Here is a 22,705-nt window from a genome sequence, read left to right as displayed (position 1 = left end):
TCCGGGGCGGCGCCTGTTGCGCCACGCGACAAACTCGGGGGGGGGGCGGGGGGTTCTCGGCCGCGGTACGGTGGGGGGGCGGGCCGTGATCACGGCCCGCCCCACGCGGCTGTACTGTCGCCGGCTCGGTGCTAGCCGGTGACGGTGAACGGTCGGGACACCTTCGTCGCCGACGTCGCGCCGTTCAGCGTGACGCTGGTCGCGCCCGCCTTCGCCGCACCCGCAACGCTGACCGTCGCGCCGGAGATGACGCCGTCACCGTTCGCACGCACGGTGCTGACCGCCAGTCCGGTCCCGAAGGCGATCGTGACCACCTCGTTCGGCGCGAACCCGGAACCGTCGACCATGATCGACGTGCCGCGCGGACCCGAGGTGGTCAGCAGCGCCACCCGCGGCTGGTAGGTCCGCGCCTCCGGCTCCCCGGTCACCTGGACGGTGGCCGTGGCCGGCGTACGCGAGGACGAGCCCGTCGCGGTGACGGCGTACCGGCCGGGTTGCGCGTCACCGGAGGTCGGCACCGAGGCGCGGACCGTTCCCGTCGCGGAGGCCGCGACCTTCATGGTCCGGCCCGGGTCGGTGCCGACGCTGACGGTCACCTGCTCGCCGGCGGCGAAGCCGCTGCCGTTGACGGTGATCGCGCCACCGGTGGCGACGGTGCCCGACGCGGACAGCGCGATCGCCGGCTGCGATCCGCCCCGAGACACGGTCACGGTGAAGGACTCGGTGCTGCTCGACAGCGTGTCCCACGCGGTGACGCGCACCGTGTAGGTGCCCTCCCGTGCGTAGGTGTGCTGGCCGCTCATCGTGCCGGACGCGCCGATCGTCACGTCGTCCGGAACCGTTCCGTCACCCCACTGGACGCGCGCCCGGTAGCCCGTCGTACCGGGAACGCCGCCGGTCACCGCACCGAGGTTCGCCGCGAGGGCCTGCCCGGCGGTGGTCGTCTGGTTCTTCGGGGCGGCGGTCGTCAGCGCCGGGGCGGGCGTGCCGTCGTTGGCCACGGCGAACACATGGATCCGACCCGCCGAGCGAGGGTCACCGGTCTGCGTCGGCAGGGTCACCGACACCAGCGTCCTGCCCGCCGGAATCTGGTACGGCGCGGTGGCGAAGAGGAACGGCTGGGCCCCGTCGCGGCTCGTGCCCTGCAACCGGTACGCCGTCCGGGCGACGATGACGTTGCCGTAGGACGGGGTGCCGTTGGCGTTGCCGCCCAGCGTCCAGTCGCTCAACTGGATCGGAATGCTGGCCGTGCTGCCGTCGCTGAACGTCGCCGTGCCGGTGGTGCTCTGGTTGCCCTGCGTTCCGGCGCCGATGAACGAGATGCTCTTCGCGTCCTGCGGAAGGTCGAGGACGACTGCCGCCCCGTTGCCGGTGGCGTTGTCCGGCTGCCCGGCCGGGATCACCGGCAGGGTGAACCGCAGCGCCGTTCCGGGCACCTGCTGGGGCTGGCCCTGGGTCACACCACCGGCCGCCAGGGCGGCCCGCGAGTACGCCCACGACTTGGCGTCACAGTCCGCCGCAAGGACCCCTTCGTCGCCGACGCAGACGCTGTCGAACGCGGCGGTGAGACCGGAGGCCGGGGCGTACGCCACCTCGACGCCGACCGTCGCGGAGTTCTGGCTCTCGCCGTCGGTCACCGTGACGTTCGCCTGGTGGTAGCCGGGTGTGGTGTAGGTGTGCGAACCGGTGATGCGGTAGACGGCCCGCGAGCTCAACGTCACGGTGCCCGCGGTGACCGGCGTGCCGTCACCCCAGTCGATGGTGGCCTGGTAGCCGCTGGCGTCGCCGCCGGTGACGGTGGCCAGCGGCACCGAGACGGGTACGCCGGTGGTCGCGTGCACGCCGTCCGCCGCGGTGACCGTGATGTCGCCGCCCCCGAGGTCGAGGTCACCTCCGGCGAGCAGCTCGACCTCGGCGAGGTGGGTCTGCGCGGCGCCGACGGTCTTCGTGACGGCGAGGCGGAACTGGGCGAACCGTCCCGGCTTGTCGATCGAGTACGGGCGGGTCTGGTTGCGCCACGGGAACACCTGGGCGGTGCGGGAGTCCACCGTGGTCCAGGTGAGGCCGTCGTTGGAGCCCTGCAGGCGCCAGTCCGCCGGATCGCCGGCACCGGCTCCGGACGTGACCGTGTAGTACTTCGGCTTCTGCTTGCCACCACGGAAGGCCCAGGTGATCTGCGGGGTCGCCGAGGTGAAGGTCAGCTGCGTGGTCGACGAGTCGTCGAACAGCTTCGACGCGTCCAGACCGCCGGTCGCGGTCGCGGTGCCGAGACCGGGGCCGGTGACGTCCTGCAACGGCTTCGGCTCCTCGTCGCCCTTGGTCAGCGACGGCGGCGCGTCGTTCTTGCCGCTGCCCCAGGACGACGGCTTGGAGCCCATCTGGAAGTCGATGGTGCCGCCCTTGGCGAGCGTCGCGACGTCCACTGACAGGCCGCGCTGCTTCTTGCCGTTGACCGTCACGCCCTGCACGTAGATGTTCGCCGTGCTGTTGTTCGGCGCGTTGACGACGATGTCGCCGCTGCTGCGGCGCACTGTCATCCGGGTGAACTGCGGGGAGCCGATCGCCCACTCCGACGACCCGGCCTGCAACGGGTAGATGCCCAGCGAGCTGAGGATGTACCACGACGACATCTCGCCGTTGTCCTCGTCGCCCAGGTAGCCCTGGCCGATCTCGCTACCGACGTAGAGACGGCGCAGGATCTCCCGTACCGTCTCCTGGGTCCTGGCCGGCGCGCCCGCGACGTTGTACATGTACGGGATGTGGTGCGACGGCTGGTTGCTCATACCGAGCTGACCCATCCGCACCGCGCGCGCCTCAAGCATCTCGTGGATGACGCCGCCGTACCCACCGGGGCGGTCGGCGTTCTCCGGGGTGGTGAAGAACGCGTCGAGCTTGTCCCGCAGCGCCTTCTGCCCGCCGTACAGGTTGATCAGGCCCTGGCCGTCCTGCTGGGCGGTGAACGCGAAGTTCCACCCGTTGGTCTCGGTGTAGACGCCACCCCAGTCCAGCGGGTCACCGGCGAGGAAGTTGCCGGCGGCGTCGCGGCCCTGGAAGAGCTTCGTCTTCGGGTCGAAGAGGTGGACGTAGTTGCGGGCCCGCTCCAGGAAGTACCGCGACTCCTCCTTGAGCCGGGCGCGCTCCGACTTCGGCGTGGCCGGGTCCTTGGCGAGCGCCGCAGCCATGTTGCCGATGCCGAAGTCGTTGATGTAGCCCTCCAGCGCCCAGGACACCGACTCCCCCGTGGACGTCGGCGTGTAGCCGAGGAACAGGGAGCTCTCGATGCCCTTGCGTCCGACCGCGCTGCGCCCGGACGCGACGGTCGCGTCCTTGACGGCCGCGTCGTACGCCGCGAGCGGGTCGGGCAGCTTGACGCCGGTGAGGTACGCCTGGGCCAGCGCCACGTTCGCGCTGGTGCCGGTCATCAGGTCGGCGTAGCCGGGGGACGACCAGCGGGCGATCCAGCCGCCGTCGCGGTAGTGCTGGACGAAACCGTCGGAGATCTTGGCGGCGACGTCCGGGTACAGCAGCGCGTAGGCGGGCCACACGGTGCGGTAGGTGTCCCAGAAGCCGTTGTTGACGTAGATCTGCCCGTCGACGATCTTCGCGCCGGTCCGGGTGGGGGTCGACGCGCCGGTCGGCGCCGAGACCGGGCTCGCGTACTGCCAGCGCGGCGCGGCGGCGGTGCCGGTGTTCTCCGACTGCGAGTTCGGGTAGAGGTTCAGCCGGTACAGGTTCGAGTACATGGTGACCAGCTGCGCCTCGGTCGCGCCCCGCACCTCGACCCGGCCGAGCCGGTCCTTCCACGCGGCCGTCGCGGCGGCGTGGACCTGGTCGAAGCTCTTGCCGGTGACCTCCAGATCGAGGTTGCGGCGCGCCTGGTCGACGGAGAGGAACGACGTGGCGAGACGCATCGTCACCTCCCGCGACGCGGAGGTGTCGAAGGTGGCCGAGGTCGCGGCGGACGCCGTCGGCGCGCGGTCGAAGGCACCGGAGACGAACATCCGGCTACGACCGGCCGACAGGCCGCTGCCGTTGTCGACCCAACCGGTGAACGTGCCGTCCGTGCCGATGGTGAACGTGCCGTTGTGGAAGACCAGGCTTCCCGTCGGCTGCCCGGTGGGGAAGGTGAACCGCATGATCCCGGCGTGGTCGGTGGGCGACATCTCCGCGACCAGGCCGTTCTGGAGCCTGACCCGGTAGAGGTCCGGCTGCGCCGTCTCGTCGTCGTGACTGAAGGCGAGTGCACGACTGGCGGGCTGACCGGTGAGCGGCCCGCCACCGACGACCGGCATGACGGACATCTGGTTGCGGTCACCCATCCAGGGGCTGGGCTCGTGGGAGATCGCGAGGCCCTGGAGCATGGGCAGGTTGGCCTCGTTGTTGATCCGGTGGTACTCGTACTCCCACGAGTCGGAGGTCGCGTCGGTCACCGGGGTGAAGAAGTTGAACCCGTTCGGCACGGCGGTGATCGGCAGGTTGTTGCCGCGCGAGAAGCCGCCCGTCGAGTTGGTGCCCCGTCGGGTGTCGACGTAGTTGGTCAGCTTCGAGCCGTCGATCGACGCCGGCGCGGCCGTCAGCTCGATGTCGTCGAGCCAACCCTGGAACCGGGTCTCACCGGTGGCCTGCGGATTGTCGTACGCGAGCAGGATGCGGTCGATCGTCTTGCCGCGCGCGACGGTGCCCAGGTCGGCCTGCACCAGGTTCCACTGGTCGGCGAAGAGCACCTTCGAGGCGCCCTGACCGGCACCCGTGAGCGGGTAGCCGTGCTGGTCGGCGGGCGAGCGAGCACTCAGGTAACTGCCGTCGGTGAAGTGCAGGTCGACGGCGGCGTAGGTGGACGGGTACCGGCCGTCCCCGTTGGTGAACTCGGGGAAGATCTTGTACGACAGTCGGGTCTTCGGCCCGACCGGGATGGCGACATCGAAGAGCTTGTTGGTCGCGTACGACCGGCCGTTGCCCTCGGCGCCGCCGGAGTAGCGCAGCGCGGCCAGCCCGGTGAACCCGACGTCCGGCTTCGTGGTGTAGCCGCCGTTGGGGCCGGCGCTCGCCTCGCTGACCATGGCGGTGGCCGGCGGGCGGACGTCCGAGCCGTCGCTGATGTTCCAGTCGGCGAGCTGCACGAGCGAGTCACCGGAGTTCGCGGTGACGGTGAGGCGGTAGAAGCCGTAGGCGTTCGGGTTGGTGAAGCTGTACCTGTTCGTGGCGAACCGGCCGCTGAACTTCTCCCCGGTGCGCTTGTCGAGGTCGGTCCACGTGCTGCCGTCGTTCGACCCCTGGATGACGAAGTCCTTGGGGTCCCGGGTCGGTGCGTCGTTGGCCGAGGTCAGCGAGTAGCCCTTCACCGTCACGGGCTTCGCGAACTGGTAGGTCACCCAGCCGGTCGGCTGGAAGACGAGCCACTTGGTCGACGGATCGTCGTCCTTGAGGTTCGCGGCGACCTCTCGCGGTTTGTTCTCGTCGCTCGCGGTCACGGCGCTGACCTGGTCGAGCAGGCTGCCGGGCAGCGTGGCGACCTTGCCGCTCAGGTTGGCCTGGACCGGCTTTCCGTTCGGGCCGACCTCCACGGTGCTGGTGGCGGGCTGCGGATCGGCGGACTCGAACGAGGAGGTGAAGTTGCCCGGCGGTGCGGGGGTGGGGGCGGCGTTCGCCAGGGGCGCGGCGACGAGCAGGCCCAGCGGTAGCAGGGCGGCTGTCGTCGCCGCGATCAGGCGGGGTGAGAGAGGGCGCGCAAGGGGGGTGTGCGACATGAGGGACGGAGCCTTTCGACTCGAACCGGGTCGAGTACGTCGAACGTCTGGGCAGTGTGGATCGGGTGGTGGGCCGAGCCCTGACATCGTTGTCATCAGAGATCGTTGGCAACGGGAGCCGGGGCGGGTGGACTGCCGCTGATAGTTCCGGGCACAGCACGGCCGTGTCAACGGGTTGATCGCGCCGAAACGGCCGGCGCCCACGCCGGGCGCCGGCCGCCGATGTGCCGGGCCTCGACGACGTACGCCGAGGCCCGGCCACGGATCAGCAGTAGAGGTTGTCTCCGGCGGAGACCCCGAGGATGCCGACGAACTGCTGGTACCTGGTGACGCGACTCTGCACCTGGGCGGGGTTTCCGCCGTTGCACTCGATCGAGCCGTTGATGCTACGGATCGTCTGACCGAACCCGGCGCCGCCGACCATCGCATTGTGGGCGGTCATGGTGCCCGGCCCGTTCTGGGTCATCCAGTACCAGATGCCGGTCTTCCAGGCCACCGCGGCGTCGGTCTGCACCAGCCACGGGTTGGTCAGCAGTGGCAGGTTGAGGGCGTTACCAGCGGCGTTGTAGTTGAAGTTCCAACTGAGCTGGATCGGCCCCCGCCCGTAGTAGGCGGCCTGCCCGGCGGGGCAGCCGTACGGCTGGCCGGGGTCACAGTAGTGCGGGTAGTTGGCGGTGTTCTGCTCGACGATGTGCACGAGCCCGCCGGTCTCGTGGTACACGTTCGCCAGGAAGGCTGCGGCCTCCTGGCGCTGGACGGTGGCGCTGCCGGTGCGCGCGAACGCCGGGTAGGCGCTGAGCGCGGCGACGAGCCCGGAGTACGTGTAGAAGGAGTTGCGACCTGGGAACATCTGGTTGAACTGGGCCTCGGTGACCACGAAGCCGCCCGGGTTGGTGGGCGGTGGGGTGGTCGGTGGCTGGCCGCCACAGGTGTAGGGCTCCCAGTACCAGGTGCTCACGACGGGGTCGTACCCCGGATTGTCGTGCTCGGCGATGTAGTAGGAACCGTTGGTGTACCGCACGATCGCCCCGGTGGTGTACCAGGTCCCGGCGGTCCAGTTCGGGTAGCTGCAGGTCCCCCCGGTGGGCGGCGTGGTGCCCCCGCCGCACGCGCCGAGGTCCTCCCAGACACCGGTCGTGCCCGGCGGCGCCTCGTTCTGGGTCCACCACTTCGCCCGATAGTTGCGGCCGTTGTGGGAGACCTGGGCGTCTCCCCAATAGACGGCCGAGGCCTGCCACGATGCCGAGCAGGCCGCCGCCGAGGCGGCGGTGGCCGGGATGACCGCAACCAGTCCACCGGCGACGATCAGTGCCGCCAGCGCGACCAGCGCACGCAGTCTCGTCATGTGATCACTCCTTCCTGGGACCTCACTGGCCGAAACCCGAGCGGATATCGACCAAAGTGACTGTAACAGCTTCTGTTCACAATCTTTACTATTGGGGGCGGCGTGCGTGACGGCGGATCCGGAGATCGACGATCGATAGTTCCGGCCACTTTCCGGATCATGCGATGGACAGGCCCGTCGAGTTACGTCATCGAGACGGCGTCCGAGCGCCGCCCCGCCCGAGGCCTGCCTGCCCCGACCGCCGAACGGCTTCCTGCCTTGTTCCGGGGATGTTCCGGAACTTGTTGACGCGTTGGAATTCTCGCTGTAATACTCCGATCCATTGAGGTCAATGCGATCGGCTTCGTTACGGTTTCCGCTCCGCCTACCCACTCATCCACACCTGTCCGGACTGTGCTGCCCGCCCCGGGGCGCGTCCGGGCCTGCGCGAAGGGGCACCAGATGAGCAGGCTCTTCCCCCGCACGGCCCTGTGGTCCAGGCGGTTGCGCGCGGCGCTCGCCGTCCTCGCCACCGCCGTCGCCATGTGCGGCGTCGTCCTCGCGGCCACCTCGACCCCGTCGAGCGCCGCCACCTGCAACGGCTACGTCGGCCTCACCTTCGACGACGGTCCGACCGGCAGCACCAGCGCGCTGCTGAACGTGCTGCGCGCCAACGGCGTACGGGCCACCATGTTCAACGTCGGGCAGAACGTCCAGAACAACCGGTCGGCCGCGCAGGCACAGGTGGCCGCCGGCATGTGGGTGGCCAACCACAGCTGGAACCACGCCCACATGACCTCGATGAGCCAGGCCCAGATGCAGTCGGACCTCTCCCAGACCAGCTCGGCGATCCAGTCGGCCACCGGCAGCCGACCGACACTGTTCCGGCCGCCCTACGGCGAGACCAACTCCACCCTGCAGTCCGTCGCGTCGTCACTGGGCATGCGCCAGGTGATCTGGGACGTGGACTCCCAGGACTGGAACGGCGCCAGCGTCAGCCAGATCGTGGCCAACGCGAGCCGACTCCAAGCCGGGCAGGTCATCCTGATGCACGACGGGATCCAGAACACCCGCGACGCCATCCCCCAGATCGTGGCCAACCTGACCAGCCGCAACCTGTGCCCCGGCATGATCTCGCCGTCCACCGGCCGCGCCGTCGCGCCCGACGGCACCACCCCGCCGCCCACCACCACCCCACCGCCCGCCGGCGGCACCTGCACCGCCACCGCCACGACCCCCAACGTCTGGGGTGACCGGTACAACACGTCGGTGACGGTCAGCGGCGCCAGCACGTGGACCGTGGTCGTGGCCATCACCTCGCCGCAGCGGGTCACCACCATCTGGAACGGCACCGCCACCTGGGACAGCAGCGGCACAGTCATGACCATGCGGTCCAACGGCAGCGGCAACACCTTCGGCTTCACCACGATGACCAACGGCAACAGCAGCGCCCGCCCACAGATCCGCTCCTGCACCTCGGGTTGACATCGCCGAGGTTGAGTCGTGCGCGGTGGGTGCGCCCGGCACCCACCGCGCACCTACCTGCCCGCCGCGCATGGCCACTAGCCTGCACTGATGCGACACACCCTCACGCCCGGGGACGACAGCCTGCACGGCCACTTCTCCCCCGACTTCCCGCCGGTGCTCACCATCGACCCCGGCGACACCGTCACCTATCGCACCCTGGACTGCTGGTGGTCCGCCGGTCCGTACCCCGGCGGGCCGAACCGGGACCGGCCCCGGGTCGCGCAGCACCGGCCCGACCACGGGCACGCGTTGATCGGTCCGGTCGCGGTCCGCGGTGCGCGCGCTGGCCAGACCCTCGCGGTACGCATCGACGCGGTCGTCCCGGGCAGCTGGGGAACCACAGTGGCCGGCGGCTGGCCGAGTGGGTTCAACCAGCGCTACGGCGTGCAGGATCAACCGGTGGTGCACGCCTGGGCGCTGGACCCGGTGACGATGACCGGTCGCAACCAGCACGGCCACACGATCGCGCTGCGACCCTTCATGGGAGTGCTCGGCATGCCACCCGCGGAGCCGGGGCTTCACTCGACGATTCCACCGCGCCCCTGGGGCGGCAATCTGGACTGTCGGGACCTCACCGCCGGCAGCACCCTCCTGCTGCCGATCCCGGTGGACGACGCGCTGTTCTCCGTCGGGGACGGGCACGCCGCACAGGGTGACGGCGAGATCGGCGGCACCGCGATCGAGTGTCCGATGGACGAGGTGACGTTGACCTTCGACGTACGCGACGACTTTCCGGTCACCGGCCCGGTTGCCCGTACCCCCGACGCGTGGCTGACCCTCGGCGTCGGCGCCTCCCTCGACGACGCCACGTTCACCGCCCTGGACTCGATGCTGACCCTGATGCAGCGGCTGCACGGCCTCAGCCGCGCGGACGCGGTGGCGCTGGCCAGCATCGCGGTCGACGTGCGGGTGACGCAGATCGTCAACCAGAGCGTCGGCGCGCACGCGGTGCTCCGCGACGACGCGCTGCGCTGGCCGGACGCCGAATCTGTCGGGGGGCGCCGTTAACGTGTGGTCACTGTCGCCGCGCCGGCCGGATCGCGCCGCTCGCTGACCCTCGGAGGCCCCCCATGTCCCAGGAGACGACCTACCTCGAACTGTCCGAAGTGGACGGTGCGCACAAGTTCTACGAGGTCATCGTCGACAACGCCACGCTGACGGTGCGCTACGGCCGGATCGGCGACCAGGGGCAGGTCAAGGCCAGCGCCTATCCGGACAACGCCCGCGCCCGGGCCGCCGCGGCGAAGAAGATCGGGGAGAAGGTCCGCAAGGGCTACGCGCCGGCGGTCCCCGGCGTCCGCCAGAAGCGCACAGTGTCGCGGCGGCAGATCGTGAGCACCCGCTCCACCGCCCACACCGCCCCGGTGCTCTGGCGCTACGACTCCGGCGCCCCCGCCTTCGGCATCTTCGTCGACGGGCAGCACTGCATGGTCGGCAACGAGCACGGGGTCATCACCACGCTCGACCACGACGCCCAGGTGCGCAGCCAGGTCCGCCTTCCCGACGGAGTGAAGTGCATCGTCGCCGACGACGCGTGGATCTACGCCGGCTGCGACGACGGCAACGTCTACGACCTGTCCGGCAAGGTGCCGCGAGTGGCGTACGCGATCGCCCCGGAGATCGACATCTACTGGCTGGACATCCACGACGGCGTCCTCGGCGTCTCCGACGCCGACGGCGGAATCACCGCCGTCGACCACGAGGACGAGTTCCTGTGGCGTCGCCCCGGGCGGGGGCGTTCGGCCTGGATGGTGCGGTGCGACGACGACGCCATCTACCACGGCCACTCGCAGGGCGTAACCGGCTACGAATGGCGTACCGGCAGCGAACTGTGGCACACCAGGACCGGTTCGGTGCTCTTCGGCTGGCAGGAGCCCGGCAGTGTGTTCGCCGGCACCAGCAGCCGCGAGGTGGTGCGGCTGTCCAAGTCGGGTCGCCTCGAACGCACCTACCTGTGCGACGCCCCGGTCTTCTCCTGCGCCACCGCCGAGGGCGGCGAATTCGTCTTCGCCGGTGACAGCCAGTCCTCGATCTACTGCTTCGACGCGGCGGGCACCCGTCTGTGGAAGCTCGGCACCGGCTGCGGCTCGGCGTACTCCATGCAGTACCACGACGACCGGCTCTACGTCGTCACCACCGGCGGCCATCTGGCCTGCATCGACGCGAGCGAGCCGGCGATCCGCGCGGCGCAGGCCGGGAACGTGCCCCAGGTACGCGACATCAAGGCCCCACGCCAGGCGCCCCAACCGGTGCAGCCGACGATCGTCGAGGTGACCAGCGACTCCGGCGCGGGCGTGGTCGTGCAGTGCCTGGACGATCGGGGGCGGCTGCGGGTTCAGGTGCTCTCCGACGGTTACCGGCGCGACTGGTCGGTGCAGTTCCCCAAGGGGATTCGCGAGCCGGGCGCCCGCTACCTGGTGACCGAGGTGCGCGAGTCCAGCCGCGGTGGCTACTACCGCGCGTACGGCGACATCCGCCGGTTGCGCTGAGCCGCGAGCGCACCGCCTCGCACCGAAGGGTCCCGGGCGCGCCGTCCGTGTCGTAGGGTGCCGCCATGGCGCACCCCGGCCGGGCCAACGGCGACGCCAGCAGGGCCTGGTGGGCTGCCCCGCTGACGGGGCGAGTCAGTCACCTGCCGGGCATCGACCCGGAGCTGCTGCGGGTGGCACTCGACCCGTTACCACCGGCGGCACCCGCGATCGTGCACTACCGGCCCACTGTGACAGGTCCTCTCGGTGACCTCGTGGACACAGTGCTCGACCAACTGGACACCGCGGCCCTCGCGATGTTCCCCCGCTGGCTGGCGGGGGCCGACCAGGTCGACAGCGAGGGCACGCTCGGCGTGGCGGCGGTGCGGGCCCTCGCGGCCCGTACCGCCGCCCGCTCACGGCACTTCGGCCCGTTCCTGGCCGACCTCGCCGAGCGAGGGCTACGCGGCCCGCACCACCCCGGCGGCCGGTCCCGCTTCGCCCCGGGGGTACGCGCCGCTGGGCTCGCCCGGGCGATCGCCGACGCGTACGACCGGCAGAGCTGCGTACTCGTCGTGGCCCTGCCCGACGCCGATGCCGACGCCGAGCGGACGCTGGTGGCCGGCGCCGAGTGGCTCGTGCGGCACGGTGGCTTCACGGTGTGGTTGGCCGGCGGGCCACTGCGCCACGCCGACCGGGTGCGCTCGGTGCCCATGCCGGTGCCGGCGCGATTCGCCGGGCTGGCCAGCACGACCGAACGGCTTCCGGCCCTCGTCGCCGAGCCGGAGTCGACGGTGCTGGCCTGGCCGCCGATCGCGGGCGTGCCCCGCCGTGACAGCGCCGCCGAGCAGGCGTTGGAACGCGCGCTCGCGCCCCACGACTGGGCGCGGGGCCGGCGGTGGAACCAGACCTACGAGTGGCACGTGCTGGCCACGGCGTACCGTCTGGATCTGTTTTGGCCCGCGGAGGGTCTTGCGGTCGAGGTGGACGGCCCGGAGCATCGTGGGCGAATCGCTTTCGCCAGCGACCGGCGGAGAGACGTACAGCTGCAACTCCTCGGGCTGGACGTGCTCCGCTTCACCAACGAGCAGGTGCTCACCGACGCGCCGGCGGTGGTCGACGGGATCCGTCGGCTGCTGGCCCGGCGACGCGCGGGCGGCACGCACCCCCACGGAGATGAGACATCATGACGAGCCCGGCGGACGTCCCGCACCTGACGCCGAACCAGATCAACGCCCTCGTGGTGCTGATGGTCGAGGCACGCCGACTCACCAACGTCGAGCTGAAAGAGCTGGCCGGCTTCACGCTGACCGGCAAGGACAACAAGAAGCTCGTCGACCTGGGCCTGGTGGACACCGATCGGACGCACCGGCCCTTCGCCCACGAGCTGACCGAGCAGGGCTGGCGGGTGGCACGTCAGCTGCACACCGCCGCGCCGCCGAAGCAGGGTGGCTCGACGACGCGGTCCCTGTTCGTCGTCCTGTCCAACCTGCACCGTTCGCTGGACCGGCTCCGGGTCAGCCACGGCGACTTCTTCAAGCAGACCGAGGCGACAGCCGACCCGGCGACCGGCGAGCCGCGACAGGAAGCACCGGCACCCACGGCGACCGCGACGACGGCGGCACCGGTGTCGGCGGCACCGGCAACGGCGGCACCGGTGTCGGCGGCGGAGGTGGAGGCACTGGTTCGCTCGGCGTACCGGGAGCTGGCCACCGCGCCGGGGGCCTGGGTCGGCCTCGCCGACGTTCGGGACCGGCTCGCCGACACCGATCGGGCCGCCCTCGACGCGGCGTTGCGGGCGATGGTCGGCCGGGAGGACGTCCGCATCATCCCGGTGGCGAACACCAAGTCACTGACCGCACGGGACCGGGCCGCGGCCGTCCGCATCGGGAACGAGGACAACCACGCCCTGGCGATCGGCCCGGCATGATCTCGGACGACCAGCGGGCCGCGCTGGAAGCGGTCAGTCTCAACCCGGCGGTCACCCCGGACGACGTCTGGCGACCCAGCCCGCACAACGTGCCGGAGCTGCACGAGAAGGTGGCGGCGGAGATCCTGCGCGGGGTGGCGCGGGCCCGCACCGACGACACGAGCATGCCGCTCGGCGTGGCCATGCAGGGCCGCGCGGGCGCCGGCAAGACGCACCTGCTCGGGGCGGTCCGCGAACGGATCCAGGGCGACGGCGGCTACTTCTTCCTGGTCGACATGGTCAGTGGCAAGACGTTCTGGGAGAGCGTGGCCCTGGCCCTGGTGGAGGGGATGGGCCGCCCCCACGTCGGCTGGGGCACCCAGTTGAAGACCTTCCTGCGTCGACTCACCCCTCAGCTCGGCCTGCCGGTGGAGGTCCGCGACGCCGTCGCCGGCGCCCGACCGGTGACCCGTGCGCAGCTCGACACCTTCATCTGGGCGCTGCGCGAGCGTGACCGGGAGGTCGGGCGGGACGCCCAGGACACCGCGCGGGCGCTCGTCCTGCACGGTGCCATCGACTTCGAGGCACAGGACGTCGGTTACGCCCACCTGATCTCCGAACCGGGTGACCCGGCCGCACGCGCGGCGTGGGGCTTGAGCGGCGTTATCCGCACCCCGCAGCAGGTCGTGCAGGACATCTCCCGGCTGATGGCCCTGACCCTGGACCCCACCGTCATCGCCGTGGACCAGCTCGACACGCTGTTCGCCCAGACCAGCACCTCACTGCTCAATCAGCATCAGGGGCTGGAGGACGGCCAGGCCAAGGTGCTCGGCCCGATCGCCGACGGCCTGCTCAAGCTCCGCGACATCACCCGCCGCACGCTCGTCGTCGTCTCGTGCCTGCCGGACACCTGGGTGCTGATGACCCGCACCGCGCCCACCCCGGTCGCTGACCGCTTCCGTACGGCGACCCTGCCGGACCGGATCCCCACCCCGGAGATCGGGCAGGCCATCGTGGCGAAGCGCCTCGCCGCCGCCTTCGCGGGTATGTACTTCGGACCACCGCACCCCACCTGGCCGATCGCCCCCGCCGCCTTCGCCGACGCACCCACCCTGACGCCACGCGCCCTGCTGCGCCGGGTGGACCGCCACATCGCCTGGTGCCGTGATCGCGACGAGGTGGTCGAGCTGGACCGGCTCATCGACGGCGCCGACTCGACGCCGACCGTCAGCACCGTCCGCGGTGGTTCCGCCGATCCGACGAGGGACGAGCGCCGCCTGCACGAGTTGGACGCGCGGTTCGCCGAACTGGTCGAGGCCGCGGACGTGTCGGCCGCCGTCGACCCGAAGAGCGAGGACGAGCACATGCCGCCGCTGCTCGCCGCCGGCCTGGCCGCCTGGATCGCCGAGCAAGCGCCGACCGGCGCCACCTACAAGTACGATCCGCCGCCCGGCCGCAAGCCCGCGCTGCACGGGCGGCTCATCGAGGTGCTCGACGAGGCCACCGAGAACGAGGCGCACTGGTGCTTCCGGGCCATCGCACACCCCAATGCCATCGCCGCCACCGCCCGGGTCAAGGCCGCCTGCACCCTCGCAGGGTTGGACCGGGACCTGCCACAACGGCGGCTGATCCTGCTGCGCAACGGTCCGTGGCCGACCGGGAAGCGTACGACCGAGGTGTTGACCGGCTTCGACGCGGCCGGCGGCGTGCGGTGTGCCGTGCCGGAGGCGGACCTGCGGGTCTTCGCGGCGCTGCGAGTGATGGCGGCCGAACCGTCCACTGCCTTGCAGGAGTGGCTGGTGGCCCGTCGTCCGGCCAGCGGCACCGAGCTGTTCCGCGCGGTCCTGCCCGGGCCCGACGAGACACGCGGCGGTGCCCAGCCGCCGACGCCCGACGACGAGCCACCGCCGAGTGGCCCCGAATCCGACCCGACCAGCGTGTCGGAAGCCGACGTCCCCGCCGGCCTGTCGACCGCGGCCGAGCCCGTACCCGCTGACCCGGCCGACCTCGTGGTCGGCGAGGGCGGTCGGGCCGTCGGGCTGGGGCGGACCGTCGACGGCGGTCACCCCTTCACGGTTCCCCTGGAGTCGCTGCGCCGCCACGCGGTCGTGTTCGCCGGGTCCGGCTCGGGCAAGACCGTGCTGATCCGCCGACTGGTCGAGGAGTGCGCCCGCGAGGGGGTCTCCGCGATCGTGCTCGACCCCAACAACGACCTGGCCCGGCTCGGCGACCCGTGGCCCGAGCCGCCGGGCGGCTGGGGCCCCGGCGACGCCGAACGCGCCGCCGACTACCTCGCACACACCGAGGTGGTGGTGTGGACGCCCCGGGTCACCGCCGGTCGGCCGCTGAGCTTCCAGCCGCTGCCCGACTTCACCTCCCTGCGGGACTGGCCCGACGAGTTCGACCAGGCCGTCCGTTCCGCCGTGGAGGCGCTCGCGCCACGAGCGGGCGTGGACCGCTCCGGCCGGCTCGCCCAGCAGGGCAAGGCCGTCCTCACCGAGGCCCTCCAGGCGTACGCGCGCAGCGGGATGGTCGGCCTGCCCGGCTTCACCGAGTTCCTCACCGATCTGCCCGAGGGCGTCAGTCGGCTGGCCCGCGCCGGGAAGCTCGCCGAGGAGCTGGCCGAGGCGCTCAAGGCGGCGATGGTCACCGATCCGCTCTTCGGCGGGGTCGGCGCGCCGGCCGACCCGGGGCTGCTGCTGACGCCGTCGGCGGGGCGGCGGGCCCGGGTGTCGGTGATCAGCTTCGTCGGCCTCACCTCCGACCAGGAGCGGCAGAGCTTCGTCAACCAGTTGCAGATGGCGCTCTTCGCGTGGATCAAGCGGCACCCCGCCGGTGACCGACCGCTGGGCGGGCTGTTCGTGATGGACGAGGCGCAGACGCTCGCGCCCTCGACCGGCACCACGGCCTGCACCGCCAGCTCGATCGCGTTGGCCTCGCAGGCCCGCAAGTACGGGCTCGGGCTGGTCTTCGCCACCCAGGCGCCCAAGGGTCTGCACAACCAGATCTCCGGCAACGCGACGACGCAGTTCTTCGGGCTGCTCAACGCGCCGGCGCAGATCGACGCGGCGCGTCAGCTCGCCGAGGCCAAGGGCGGGCGACTGCCGGACATCGGCCTGCTCAACAGCGGTGAGTTCTACGCGGCCGGGGAGGGGTTCTCGTTCGTCAAGGTCCGCACCCCGCTGTGCCTGACGCACCACCCGAAGGCACCGTTGACCCCCGAGGAGGTCGTCGCCCGCGCCCGCCCGGCTGGGTAGCCTGGGGCCATGATCTTCATTACCGCCAAGTTCCGGGTCCTGGCCGAGCACGCCGACCGGTGGCCGCAGATCGCCGCCGAGTTCACCGAGGCGACCCGGGCGGAGCCGGGCTGCCTGTGGTTCGACTGGTCCCGCAGCGTGGACGATCCCACCGAGTACGTGCTGGTCGAGGCGTTCCGCGACGACCAGGCCGGCGCGGCCCACGTCCAGTCCGCGCATTTCCGCACGGCCCAGGAGACCCTGCCGCCGCACCTGGCCGAGACCCCGCGGATCGTGAACGCCACGGTGCCGCAGGAGGGCTGGTCGCTGCTCGGCGAGATGGCCGTTCCCGAGGGTCGCTGACCGCCACCGGTCCGCGGTCAGCGACCGTCGTCAGCGCAGCCGGTCCGGGGTCAGCGACCGTCGTCAGCGCAGCCGGTCCGGGGTCCGCGACCTGCCGTCAGCGCAGCCGGCGGGCGGTGAAGCGGGCCGGTGGGTCGGCGATGACGTCCTGCGCCGCGATCAGCTGGATCTCCCGGGTGCCCGCCGCGAGAGTCGCCTCGAGCACGGCGTAGACGGAGGCGATGGTGCGTTCCAGCGCGGTCGCGGGTGAGCCGGTCGTCCACAGGTGGGCGAGGTACAGCGCCGCGGTGACGTCGCCCCCACCGTTCGGGTTGATCGGCAGCAGCGGCGTGGTCACCGCCCAGGCGCCCTCGTCGGAGACGGCCACCACCTCCAGCGAGTCCGGCGGCAGGTCGCCGTGGAGCACGCTGGTCACGAGGACGTGCCGTGGCCCGGTCGCGCGCACCACGTCGACCGCGTCGAGCACCTCGGCCAGCGAGTTCGTGGTGCGACCGGCGAGGAAGTCCAGCTCGAAGTGGTTCGGTGTGATGATGTCCGCGCGGGGCACGACGGTGTCCCGGAGGTACTCCGGAATCCCCGGTCGGACGAACATGCCCCGACCGGCGTCGCCCATCACCGGGTCGCAGCAGTACACCGCGGCCGGGTTGGTCGCCTTCACGGTCGCCACCGCGTCCAGGATCACCGCGCCCATGGCCGGGTCGCCCTGGTAGCCGGAGAGCACCGCGTCGGCGCTGCCGAGGACACCGCGGTCCTCGATGCCCGCGATCACCTCGGCCACGTCCGCCGCCGGAAGCATCGGGCCCCGCCACGCGCCGTACCCGGTGTGGTTGGAGAAGTGCACAGTCAGGACCGGCCAGACCTCGTGCCCGAGGCGTTGCAGCGGAAAGGCCGCCGCCGAGTTGCCGACGTGACCGTAGGCGACCGACGACTGGATGGACAGGATCTTCACCGGCACATCATCGCCGCTGCGGCCGGCGGCGCAGGGACGGCCCGCCGAATCTGTCGGGTGGCCCACTCGCCGCCCGCCCGGCGGGACGGCACCAACGGGCGACCCGGACCGTGTCGTCCGGGCCGCCCGAGCGGTGGCGGGGCGGCCGGCGCGCTGGCTGGCCGTCCCGTCGTACGGTCAGCCGCCGAGGCTCGCCGCGGCCGAGGCGATCGACGAGGCGAAGTAGCTCACCTGGGTGTAGACGCCGGGGTAGTTGGGCCGGGCGCAGCCGTTGCCCCAGCTGACGATGCCGACCTGGATCCAGGCGTTGCTGGCGTCGCGGCGGAACATCGGGCCGCCCGAGTCACCCTGGCAGGTGTCCGTGCCGCCGCTGGCGTAGCCGGCGCAGATCTCCTGGGCGGGGATGAGATCCCCGCCGTAGTTGGCGTTGCAAATGGAGTCGCTGACGAACGGCACGTTCGCCTTGAGCAGGTACCGCTGCTGGCCGCCGCCCTCGCGCGCGGCGCCCCAGCCGGCCACGGTGAAGGTGCCACTGTCGTACGCGGTGGTGCTGGCGATCGGCAGCGTGCTCAGCCCGGTGACGGGGCTGGCCAGCCGGATCAGCGCCCAGTCGCGGCCGGCGCCGTTGTAGCCGGGGGCACGGTAGACGTAGTTGGACCGGACGGTGATCCGGCTGGACGACTGGAGGTCGACCGTCCCGAGCGTCGCGGTGATGCTGGTGTTGGTGCCGGTCGCGCCCACGCAGTGCGCCGCGGTGAGCACCAGCCGGGGGCTGTACAGCGCCCCGCCGCAGCCCATCGAGAGTCGCACCATGAACGGGAACTCGCCCTGAGCGGCGCGGGTGCCGCCGACGACGGTCGGCGTCACGGGGCTGTCGGCCGCGGCGGCCGGCGCGGTGAGGGTGAGGCTGGCCGCGGTCACCGCGGCCAACGCGGTGGCCAGCAGGCCAGTGAGGGTACGCCAGCGAACCATGCATTCCTCCGCATCAGGATGGCACGCCTCGTGAGCGCACCGCAGTCGAGATAGCGGTCATCATATTGAGGATTATGGATCTAGCGGGTCATCCTCTCTGGGTCGTACCACCGGCGGTATGGATCTCGCGCGGCGCGTCGCGGGGCTCGTGGGCCACTCGGTGGTCAGGCGTCCGGCGTGCCGGTGCTCTCCCGGCGGAGAAGCCGGAACGGTGTCTGCACGGTCAGCGGCCCCGCGACCTCCGCGCCCTCGATGCGGGCGATGAGGCGACGCACCGCGAGACGGCCGATCTCCCTCTTGTCCGGTGCGATCGTGGTGAGGGTCGGGGCGGTGAACCGCCCCTCCTCGATGTCGTCGATCCCGACCACCGCGACGTGCTCGGGCACCCGGTGACCGGCCTCGGCCAGGGCCCGCAGCGCGCCGATGGCGACCAGGTCGTTGTAGCCGAACACCGCGTCCGGCGGGTCACCGAGGGCGAGCAGGTCACGCATGGCGCGCATGCCGTCCAGCCGACCGAACGCGTCGGTGCCGGCGACCAACCGTGGTCGGTACGGCAGGCCGGCGGCCGCCAGGGCCTCCCGGTAACCCCGGACCCGCAGGTGGGCCGACTGTCGGTCACCGCCCGGGGTGGCGCCGATGAACGCTATCCGGCGGCGGCCGATCGCCACGAGATGCCGGATCGCCGCGTGGCTGGCGGCGACGTTGTCGATGGCGATGTGGTCGTGTGGCACGTCGTAGACGCCCTCGCCGATCAGCACGAGCGGGCTGCCGGCCGTCCGGGCCAGCACCTCCTCCCGGCCGATTCGCACCGGACTGAGGATCAGGCCGTCGATGATGCGCTGTCGCGAGCCGTCGAGGAGCGCCAGCTCCGCCTCCCGGTCCGCGGCGGTGTTCTCCATGACGAGCGTGTAGCCGAGCCCGGCGGCCTCGGCGATGGCGATCTCGGCGAGTTCGGCGAAGTACGGATTGGTCAGTTCCGGGACGGCCAGGGCGATCAGGCCGGTGCGGCCCCGACGGAGATGCCGGGCGCCGAGATTGGGGCTGTAGCCGAGTTCGTCGATCGCCTGCTGCACCCGTTGTCGGGTCCGCTCCCCCACCGGCCGGTACCCGTTCACCACGTTCGAGACCGTGGCCAGCGAGACACCGGCGCGCTGGGCGATGTCCTTCAGGTTGACGCCCATCCCCAACCTCTCGCGAGTTCGACCGGCGGGCCGACCGGACATTGACGAACAAGCATTGACGGGAGGGTCGGCGCGGCTCTATAACGTTATACAGGTGATGATGGATGTCAATATGCCGGTCACCGTTGGCGCGTGGAGATCCCACCGACATCCGTCGCTGACGCCCGTCCCCCGTCAATGACCACCCGATGCCCACCACCCACGCGCTTCGGGCCTGGCTGCACCGCCCGCGGCGACTCCTCCCCCGGAGACGGCATGACACGTCACGTCCCCATCCGCCCCGCCCTGCCACTGCTGCTCGCCATCGCCCTGGTCGCCGGCGTTCTCGCCGCGCCCGCCTCGTCGGCGTACGCCGCACCGGCCAAGACGCCGCCACTGACCACCCCCTGGACCAGCCAGGCGCTGGCCGGCACACCACTGCCCGAGTACCCGCGACCCCAGATGACGCGGCCGGACTGGCTCAACCTCAACGGCGAGTGGCAGCTACGCCAGTCGACGACCGACGACGCCCCGCAGTTCGGCACCAACCTGCCCGAGCGGGTCAACGTGCCCTTCCCGGTGGAGAGCGCCCTGTCCGGCATCCAGCGGGCCGCCAACGACAACCGCAACTACCTGTTCTACCGGCGCACCGTCACCATCCCGGCGAACTGGTCGGGACGGCGCACCCTGCTGCACTTCGGCGCCGTCGACTGGCAGAGCACCGTCTGGGTCAACGGCGTCCGCGTCGGCGCGCACACCGGCGGCTACGACGCCTTCACCTTCGACGTGACACCCCAGCTCACCACCGGAACGAACGAGATCGTCGTCAAGGTCTGGGATCCCACCGACACCCGGCAGAACGGCAGCCTGCCCGCCATCGGCAAGCAGACCAAGACACCTGGCGGGATCTTCTACACCCCCAGCTCCGGCATCTGGCAGACCGTGTGGATGGAGCCGGTGCCCGCCGCCTCGATCAGCAGCGTGGACGTCTACCCGAACCTGAGCAACAACACACTGCGGGTCCGGGTCTTCACCCGGGGCGACGTGAGCGGCCACAGCGTGCTCGCCGAGGCGCTGAACGGAACCACAGTGGTGGGCTCGGCCACCGGCGGCTTCACCAACTTCAGCGTGCCGGTGCCCAACGCCCGCCGCTGGTCACCCGACGACCCGTTCCTCTACAACCTCCGGGTGACACTGCGCGGTGCCACCGGCGCCACAGTGGACCGGACCACGCACTACTTCGGCATGCGGGAGATCACCACCGGCCTGGCCAACGGGGTGCTGCGCCCCAAGCTCAACGGCCAGTTCGTGTTCCAGGTCGGCACCCTCGACCAGGGCTTCTGGCCGGACGGGCTCTACACCGCGCCGACCGACGCCGCCCTCGCCTTCGACCTGCAGAAGCACAAGGACCTGGGCTTCAACATGGTGCGTAAGCACATCAAGGTCGAGCCGCAGCGCTGGTTCTACCACGCCGACCGGCTCGGCCTGCTGGTCTGGCAGGACATCCCGTCGCTGACGGCACAGGACGTCAACCCCACCGACGCCCAGCAGGCGCAGTTCGAGGCCGAGGCACGCGAGATCGTCGACGAGCACCGCAGCTCCCCCGCCGTGATCGCGTACACGCCCTACAACGAGGGCTGGGGCGAGCGGTCCCTCGCCGACACCCGGCGGGTCGCACAGAACATCAAGAACCAGGATCCGACACGTCTGGTCAACCCGCACAGCGGCCACAACTGCTGCCAGTCCCTCGGCAACCCCGGCAACGGCGACATCGACGACTGGCATGTCTACCTCGGCCCGGACTCCCCCGTACCGTCGAGCAGCCGGATCGCGGTGCTCGGTGAGTTCGGCGGCCTGGGCCTGCACACGCCGGGCCACGAGTACAGCCCAAGCGGCAGCTTCTTCGCGTACGAGTGGCAGTCCAGTTCGACCGCCCTCACCGACCGGTACGTGGGGCTGGTGCAGGGCACCCAGAACCTGATGCTCGGCAAGGGGCTCAGCGCCTCGATCTACACCGAGATCACCGACCTGGAGGGTGAGCTGAACGGGTTCCTCACCTACGACCGACAGGTGATCAAGATGGACCAGGCGCGGGTACGCGCCGCCAACACCGCCTTGATCAACGCCTCGAAGGCCATCGGCAGCTCGGCACCCGTCGCCCTGCCGGTCAACACCCGCCGGTCGTTGCAGGTGACCACGCCCGGCTTCACCAACCGCTACCTACGCCATCAGGACAGCCTGGCCTACACGGAGGTGGTCGACGCCGCGAGTTCCAGCCTGCTCAAGGCCGACGCCACGTACACCATCCGGCCCGGTCTGGCCGGTGCCGGTTGCTACTCGTTCGAGTCGGTCAACTTTCCCGGGCAGTACCTGCGCCACCAGAACTCCCGGGTCCGCAACTCGCCGGACGACGGCTCAGCGCTGCTGCGCGCCGACGCCACCTGGTGCGCCCGAACCGGGCTGACCGGCGCCGGCGTGTCGCTGGAGTCGTACAACTTCCGCGGTAGGTACCTGCGGCACTACAACGCGGAGGTCTGGCTCAGCAACGGCGCCGGCGGCGACGCGTACAACACGCCGACGTCGTGGACCGCCGACAGCACCTGGAACATCGCCGCTCCGTGGGCGCCCTGACCGCTGCCCGCTGACCTGGCCGTTCCGACAAGAAGAAGCGCGGGGGTTCCGGCGTGGGCCGGGACCCCCGCGACACGTGGACGGTGTGTCGCGGACCGGCTCCGCCCACCCGGGGCTCGGCCCCTTCCGTCAGCGCCGGTGCCTTCCGTCGGGGTCGGTGACCGGACTCCGGCGTCACTCGTCGTCTCGGGGGTCGTTTCCCCGGTCATGAGCGAAAGCGGCGAGTTGATTGCACCGTCCGGCGGGGTCGACTTCAGGGCAAGGACCGCGCCGCAACTTGCATCTGGCCAAGTTCGCTCCGCTGTTGCAACACGCAATTAGGCCGGCTAATAAATAGACAGACACCAATCTTGACTTGCGCGGCCGGCCAGCGCACCGTAAAGAGCCAGAGGCAGATGCGCGCCATTATCGGCCCGACT

13 protein-coding genes are annotated in these 22,705 nt (G+C 71.1%); 8 read left to right on the top strand and 5 right to left on the bottom strand.

What is annotated here, in order from left to right; genetic code table 11:
• Positions 1 to 131: 131 nt before the first annotated feature.
• Entirely contained in the window at positions 132 to 5,747 is a 5,616-nt protein-coding gene (locus ABTW72_RS20255; RefSeq protein WP_350860863.1) for a GH92 family glycosyl hydrolase, read from the bottom strand.
• 265 nt (positions 5,748 to 6,012) lie between these two features.
• Complete coding sequence (locus ABTW72_RS20250; protein WP_350860861.1) at positions 6,013 to 7,092, bottom strand: glycoside hydrolase family 19 protein; 1,080 nt, start codon at positions 7,090 to 7,092, stop codon at positions 6,013 to 6,015.
• Positions 7,093 to 7,533: 441 nt separating this feature from the next.
• Between ABTW72_RS20250 and ABTW72_RS20245 the strand changes: the two genes are divergently transcribed.
• The 7 genes from ABTW72_RS20245 to ABTW72_RS20215 all read left to right on the top strand — a co-directional run bounded on the left by ABTW72_RS20245 (position 7,534) and on the right by ABTW72_RS20215 (position 16,574).
• Positions 7,534 to 8,556 (top strand): polysaccharide deacetylase family protein, encoded by a 1,023-nt coding sequence (locus tag ABTW72_RS20245; RefSeq protein WP_350860859.1) that lies wholly within the window; start codon positions 7,534 to 7,536, stop codon positions 8,554 to 8,556.
• A gap of 90 nt (positions 8,557 to 8,646) precedes the next feature.
• A complete protein-coding gene (locus tag ABTW72_RS20240) occupies positions 8,647 to 9,606 on the top strand; it encodes an acetamidase/formamidase family protein (protein ID WP_350860857.1) in 960 nt (319 codons plus the stop codon).
• A 62-nt stretch (positions 9,607 to 9,668) separates the two neighbouring features.
• Positions 9,669 to 11,087 (top strand): WGR domain-containing protein, encoded by a 1,419-nt coding sequence (locus ABTW72_RS20235; RefSeq protein ID WP_350860855.1) that lies wholly within the window; start codon positions 9,669 to 9,671, stop codon positions 11,085 to 11,087.
• 65 nt (positions 11,088 to 11,152) lie between these two features.
• Complete coding sequence (locus ABTW72_RS20230; protein ID WP_350860853.1) at positions 11,153 to 12,256, top strand: endonuclease domain-containing protein; 1,104 nt, start codon at positions 11,153 to 11,155, stop codon at positions 12,254 to 12,256.
• On the top strand, positions 12,253 to 12,996 hold the full coding sequence (locus ABTW72_RS20225; RefSeq protein ID WP_350860851.1) for a hypothetical protein: 744 nt from the start codon (positions 12,253 to 12,255) through the stop codon (positions 12,994 to 12,996). The genes ABTW72_RS20230 and ABTW72_RS20225 overlap by 4 nt, the downstream gene beginning before the upstream one ends.
• On the top strand, positions 12,993 to 16,232 hold the full coding sequence (locus tag ABTW72_RS20220) for an ATP-binding protein (RefSeq protein ID WP_350860849.1): 3,240 nt from the start codon (positions 12,993 to 12,995) through the stop codon (positions 16,230 to 16,232). Before ABTW72_RS20225 ends, ABTW72_RS20220 begins: the two co-directional genes overlap by 4 nt.
• Before the next feature lie 9 nt (positions 16,233 to 16,241).
• Entirely contained in the window at positions 16,242 to 16,574 is a 333-nt protein-coding gene (locus tag ABTW72_RS20215) for a putative quinol monooxygenase (protein ID WP_350860847.1), read from the top strand.
• Positions 16,575 to 16,671: 97 nt separating this feature from the next.
• Here ABTW72_RS20215 and pdxY read toward each other — a convergent pair whose 3' ends face one another.
• From pdxY to ABTW72_RS20200, 3 genes are all read right to left on the bottom strand, one after another.
• Positions 16,672 to 17,523, bottom strand: coding sequence for a pyridoxal kinase PdxY (pdxY, locus tag ABTW72_RS20210; protein WP_112602567.1), 852 nt, complete (start codon positions 17,521 to 17,523; stop codon positions 16,672 to 16,674).
• Between the two features lie 177 nt (positions 17,524 to 17,700).
• Positions 17,701 to 18,495 (bottom strand): S1 family peptidase, encoded by a 795-nt coding sequence (locus ABTW72_RS20205; protein WP_350860845.1) that lies wholly within the window; start codon positions 18,493 to 18,495, stop codon positions 17,701 to 17,703.
• A gap of 164 nt (positions 18,496 to 18,659) precedes the next feature.
• On the bottom strand, positions 18,660 to 19,676 hold the full coding sequence (locus ABTW72_RS20200; RefSeq protein ID WP_350860843.1) for a LacI family DNA-binding transcriptional regulator: 1,017 nt from the start codon (positions 19,674 to 19,676) through the stop codon (positions 18,660 to 18,662).
• Between the two features lie 255 nt (positions 19,677 to 19,931).
• Between ABTW72_RS20200 and ABTW72_RS20195 the strand changes: the two genes are divergently transcribed.
• Positions 19,932 to 22,286, top strand: a complete 2,355-nt coding sequence (locus tag ABTW72_RS20195; RefSeq protein WP_350860841.1) for an AbfB domain-containing protein — start codon at positions 19,932 to 19,934, stop codon at positions 22,284 to 22,286.
• Positions 22,287 to 22,705: the final 419 nt, after the last annotated feature.

The sequence above is a fragment of the Micromonospora sp. NPDC127501 genome, from assembly GCF_040302185.1.
Classification (GTDB): Bacteria; Actinomycetota; Actinomycetes; order Mycobacteriales; family Micromonosporaceae; genus Micromonospora.
The sequence above is the reverse complement of the archived record's forward strand: the minus strand, read 5'-3'. Positions and strand labels throughout refer to the sequence as shown.

Coding starts and splice junctions, on each gene's coding strand:
- ABTW72_RS20240 (WP_350860857.1), top strand. CDS start 8,647: ATGCGACACACCCTCACGCCCGGGGACGACAGCCTGCACGGCCACTTC.
- ABTW72_RS20245 (WP_350860859.1), top strand. CDS start 7,534: ATGAGCAGGCTCTTCCCCCGCACGGCCCTGTGGTCCAGGCGGTTGCGC.
- ABTW72_RS20255 (WP_350860863.1), bottom strand. CDS start 5,747: ATGTCGCACACCCCCCTTGCGCGCCCTCTCTCACCCCGCCTGATCGCG.
- ABTW72_RS20250 (WP_350860861.1), bottom strand. CDS start 7,092: ATGACGAGACTGCGTGCGCTGGTCGCGCTGGCGGCACTGATCGTCGCC.
- ABTW72_RS20205 (WP_350860845.1), bottom strand. CDS start 18,495: ATGGTTCGCTGGCGTACCCTCACTGGCCTGCTGGCCACCGCGTTGGCC.
- ABTW72_RS20200 (WP_350860843.1), bottom strand. CDS start 19,676: ATGGGCGTCAACCTGAAGGACATCGCCCAGCGCGCCGGTGTCTCGCTG.
- ABTW72_RS20220 (WP_350860849.1), top strand. CDS start 12,993: ATGATCTCGGACGACCAGCGGGCCGCGCTGGAAGCGGTCAGTCTCAAC.
- ABTW72_RS20225 (WP_350860851.1), top strand. CDS start 12,253: ATGACGAGCCCGGCGGACGTCCCGCACCTGACGCCGAACCAGATCAAC.
- ABTW72_RS20195 (WP_350860841.1), top strand. CDS start 19,932: ATGACACGTCACGTCCCCATCCGCCCCGCCCTGCCACTGCTGCTCGCC.
- ABTW72_RS20215 (WP_350860847.1), top strand. CDS start 16,242: ATGATCTTCATTACCGCCAAGTTCCGGGTCCTGGCCGAGCACGCCGAC.
- ABTW72_RS20235 (WP_350860855.1), top strand. CDS start 9,669: ATGTCCCAGGAGACGACCTACCTCGAACTGTCCGAAGTGGACGGTGCG.
- ABTW72_RS20230 (WP_350860853.1), top strand. CDS start 11,153: ATGGCGCACCCCGGCCGGGCCAACGGCGACGCCAGCAGGGCCTGGTGG.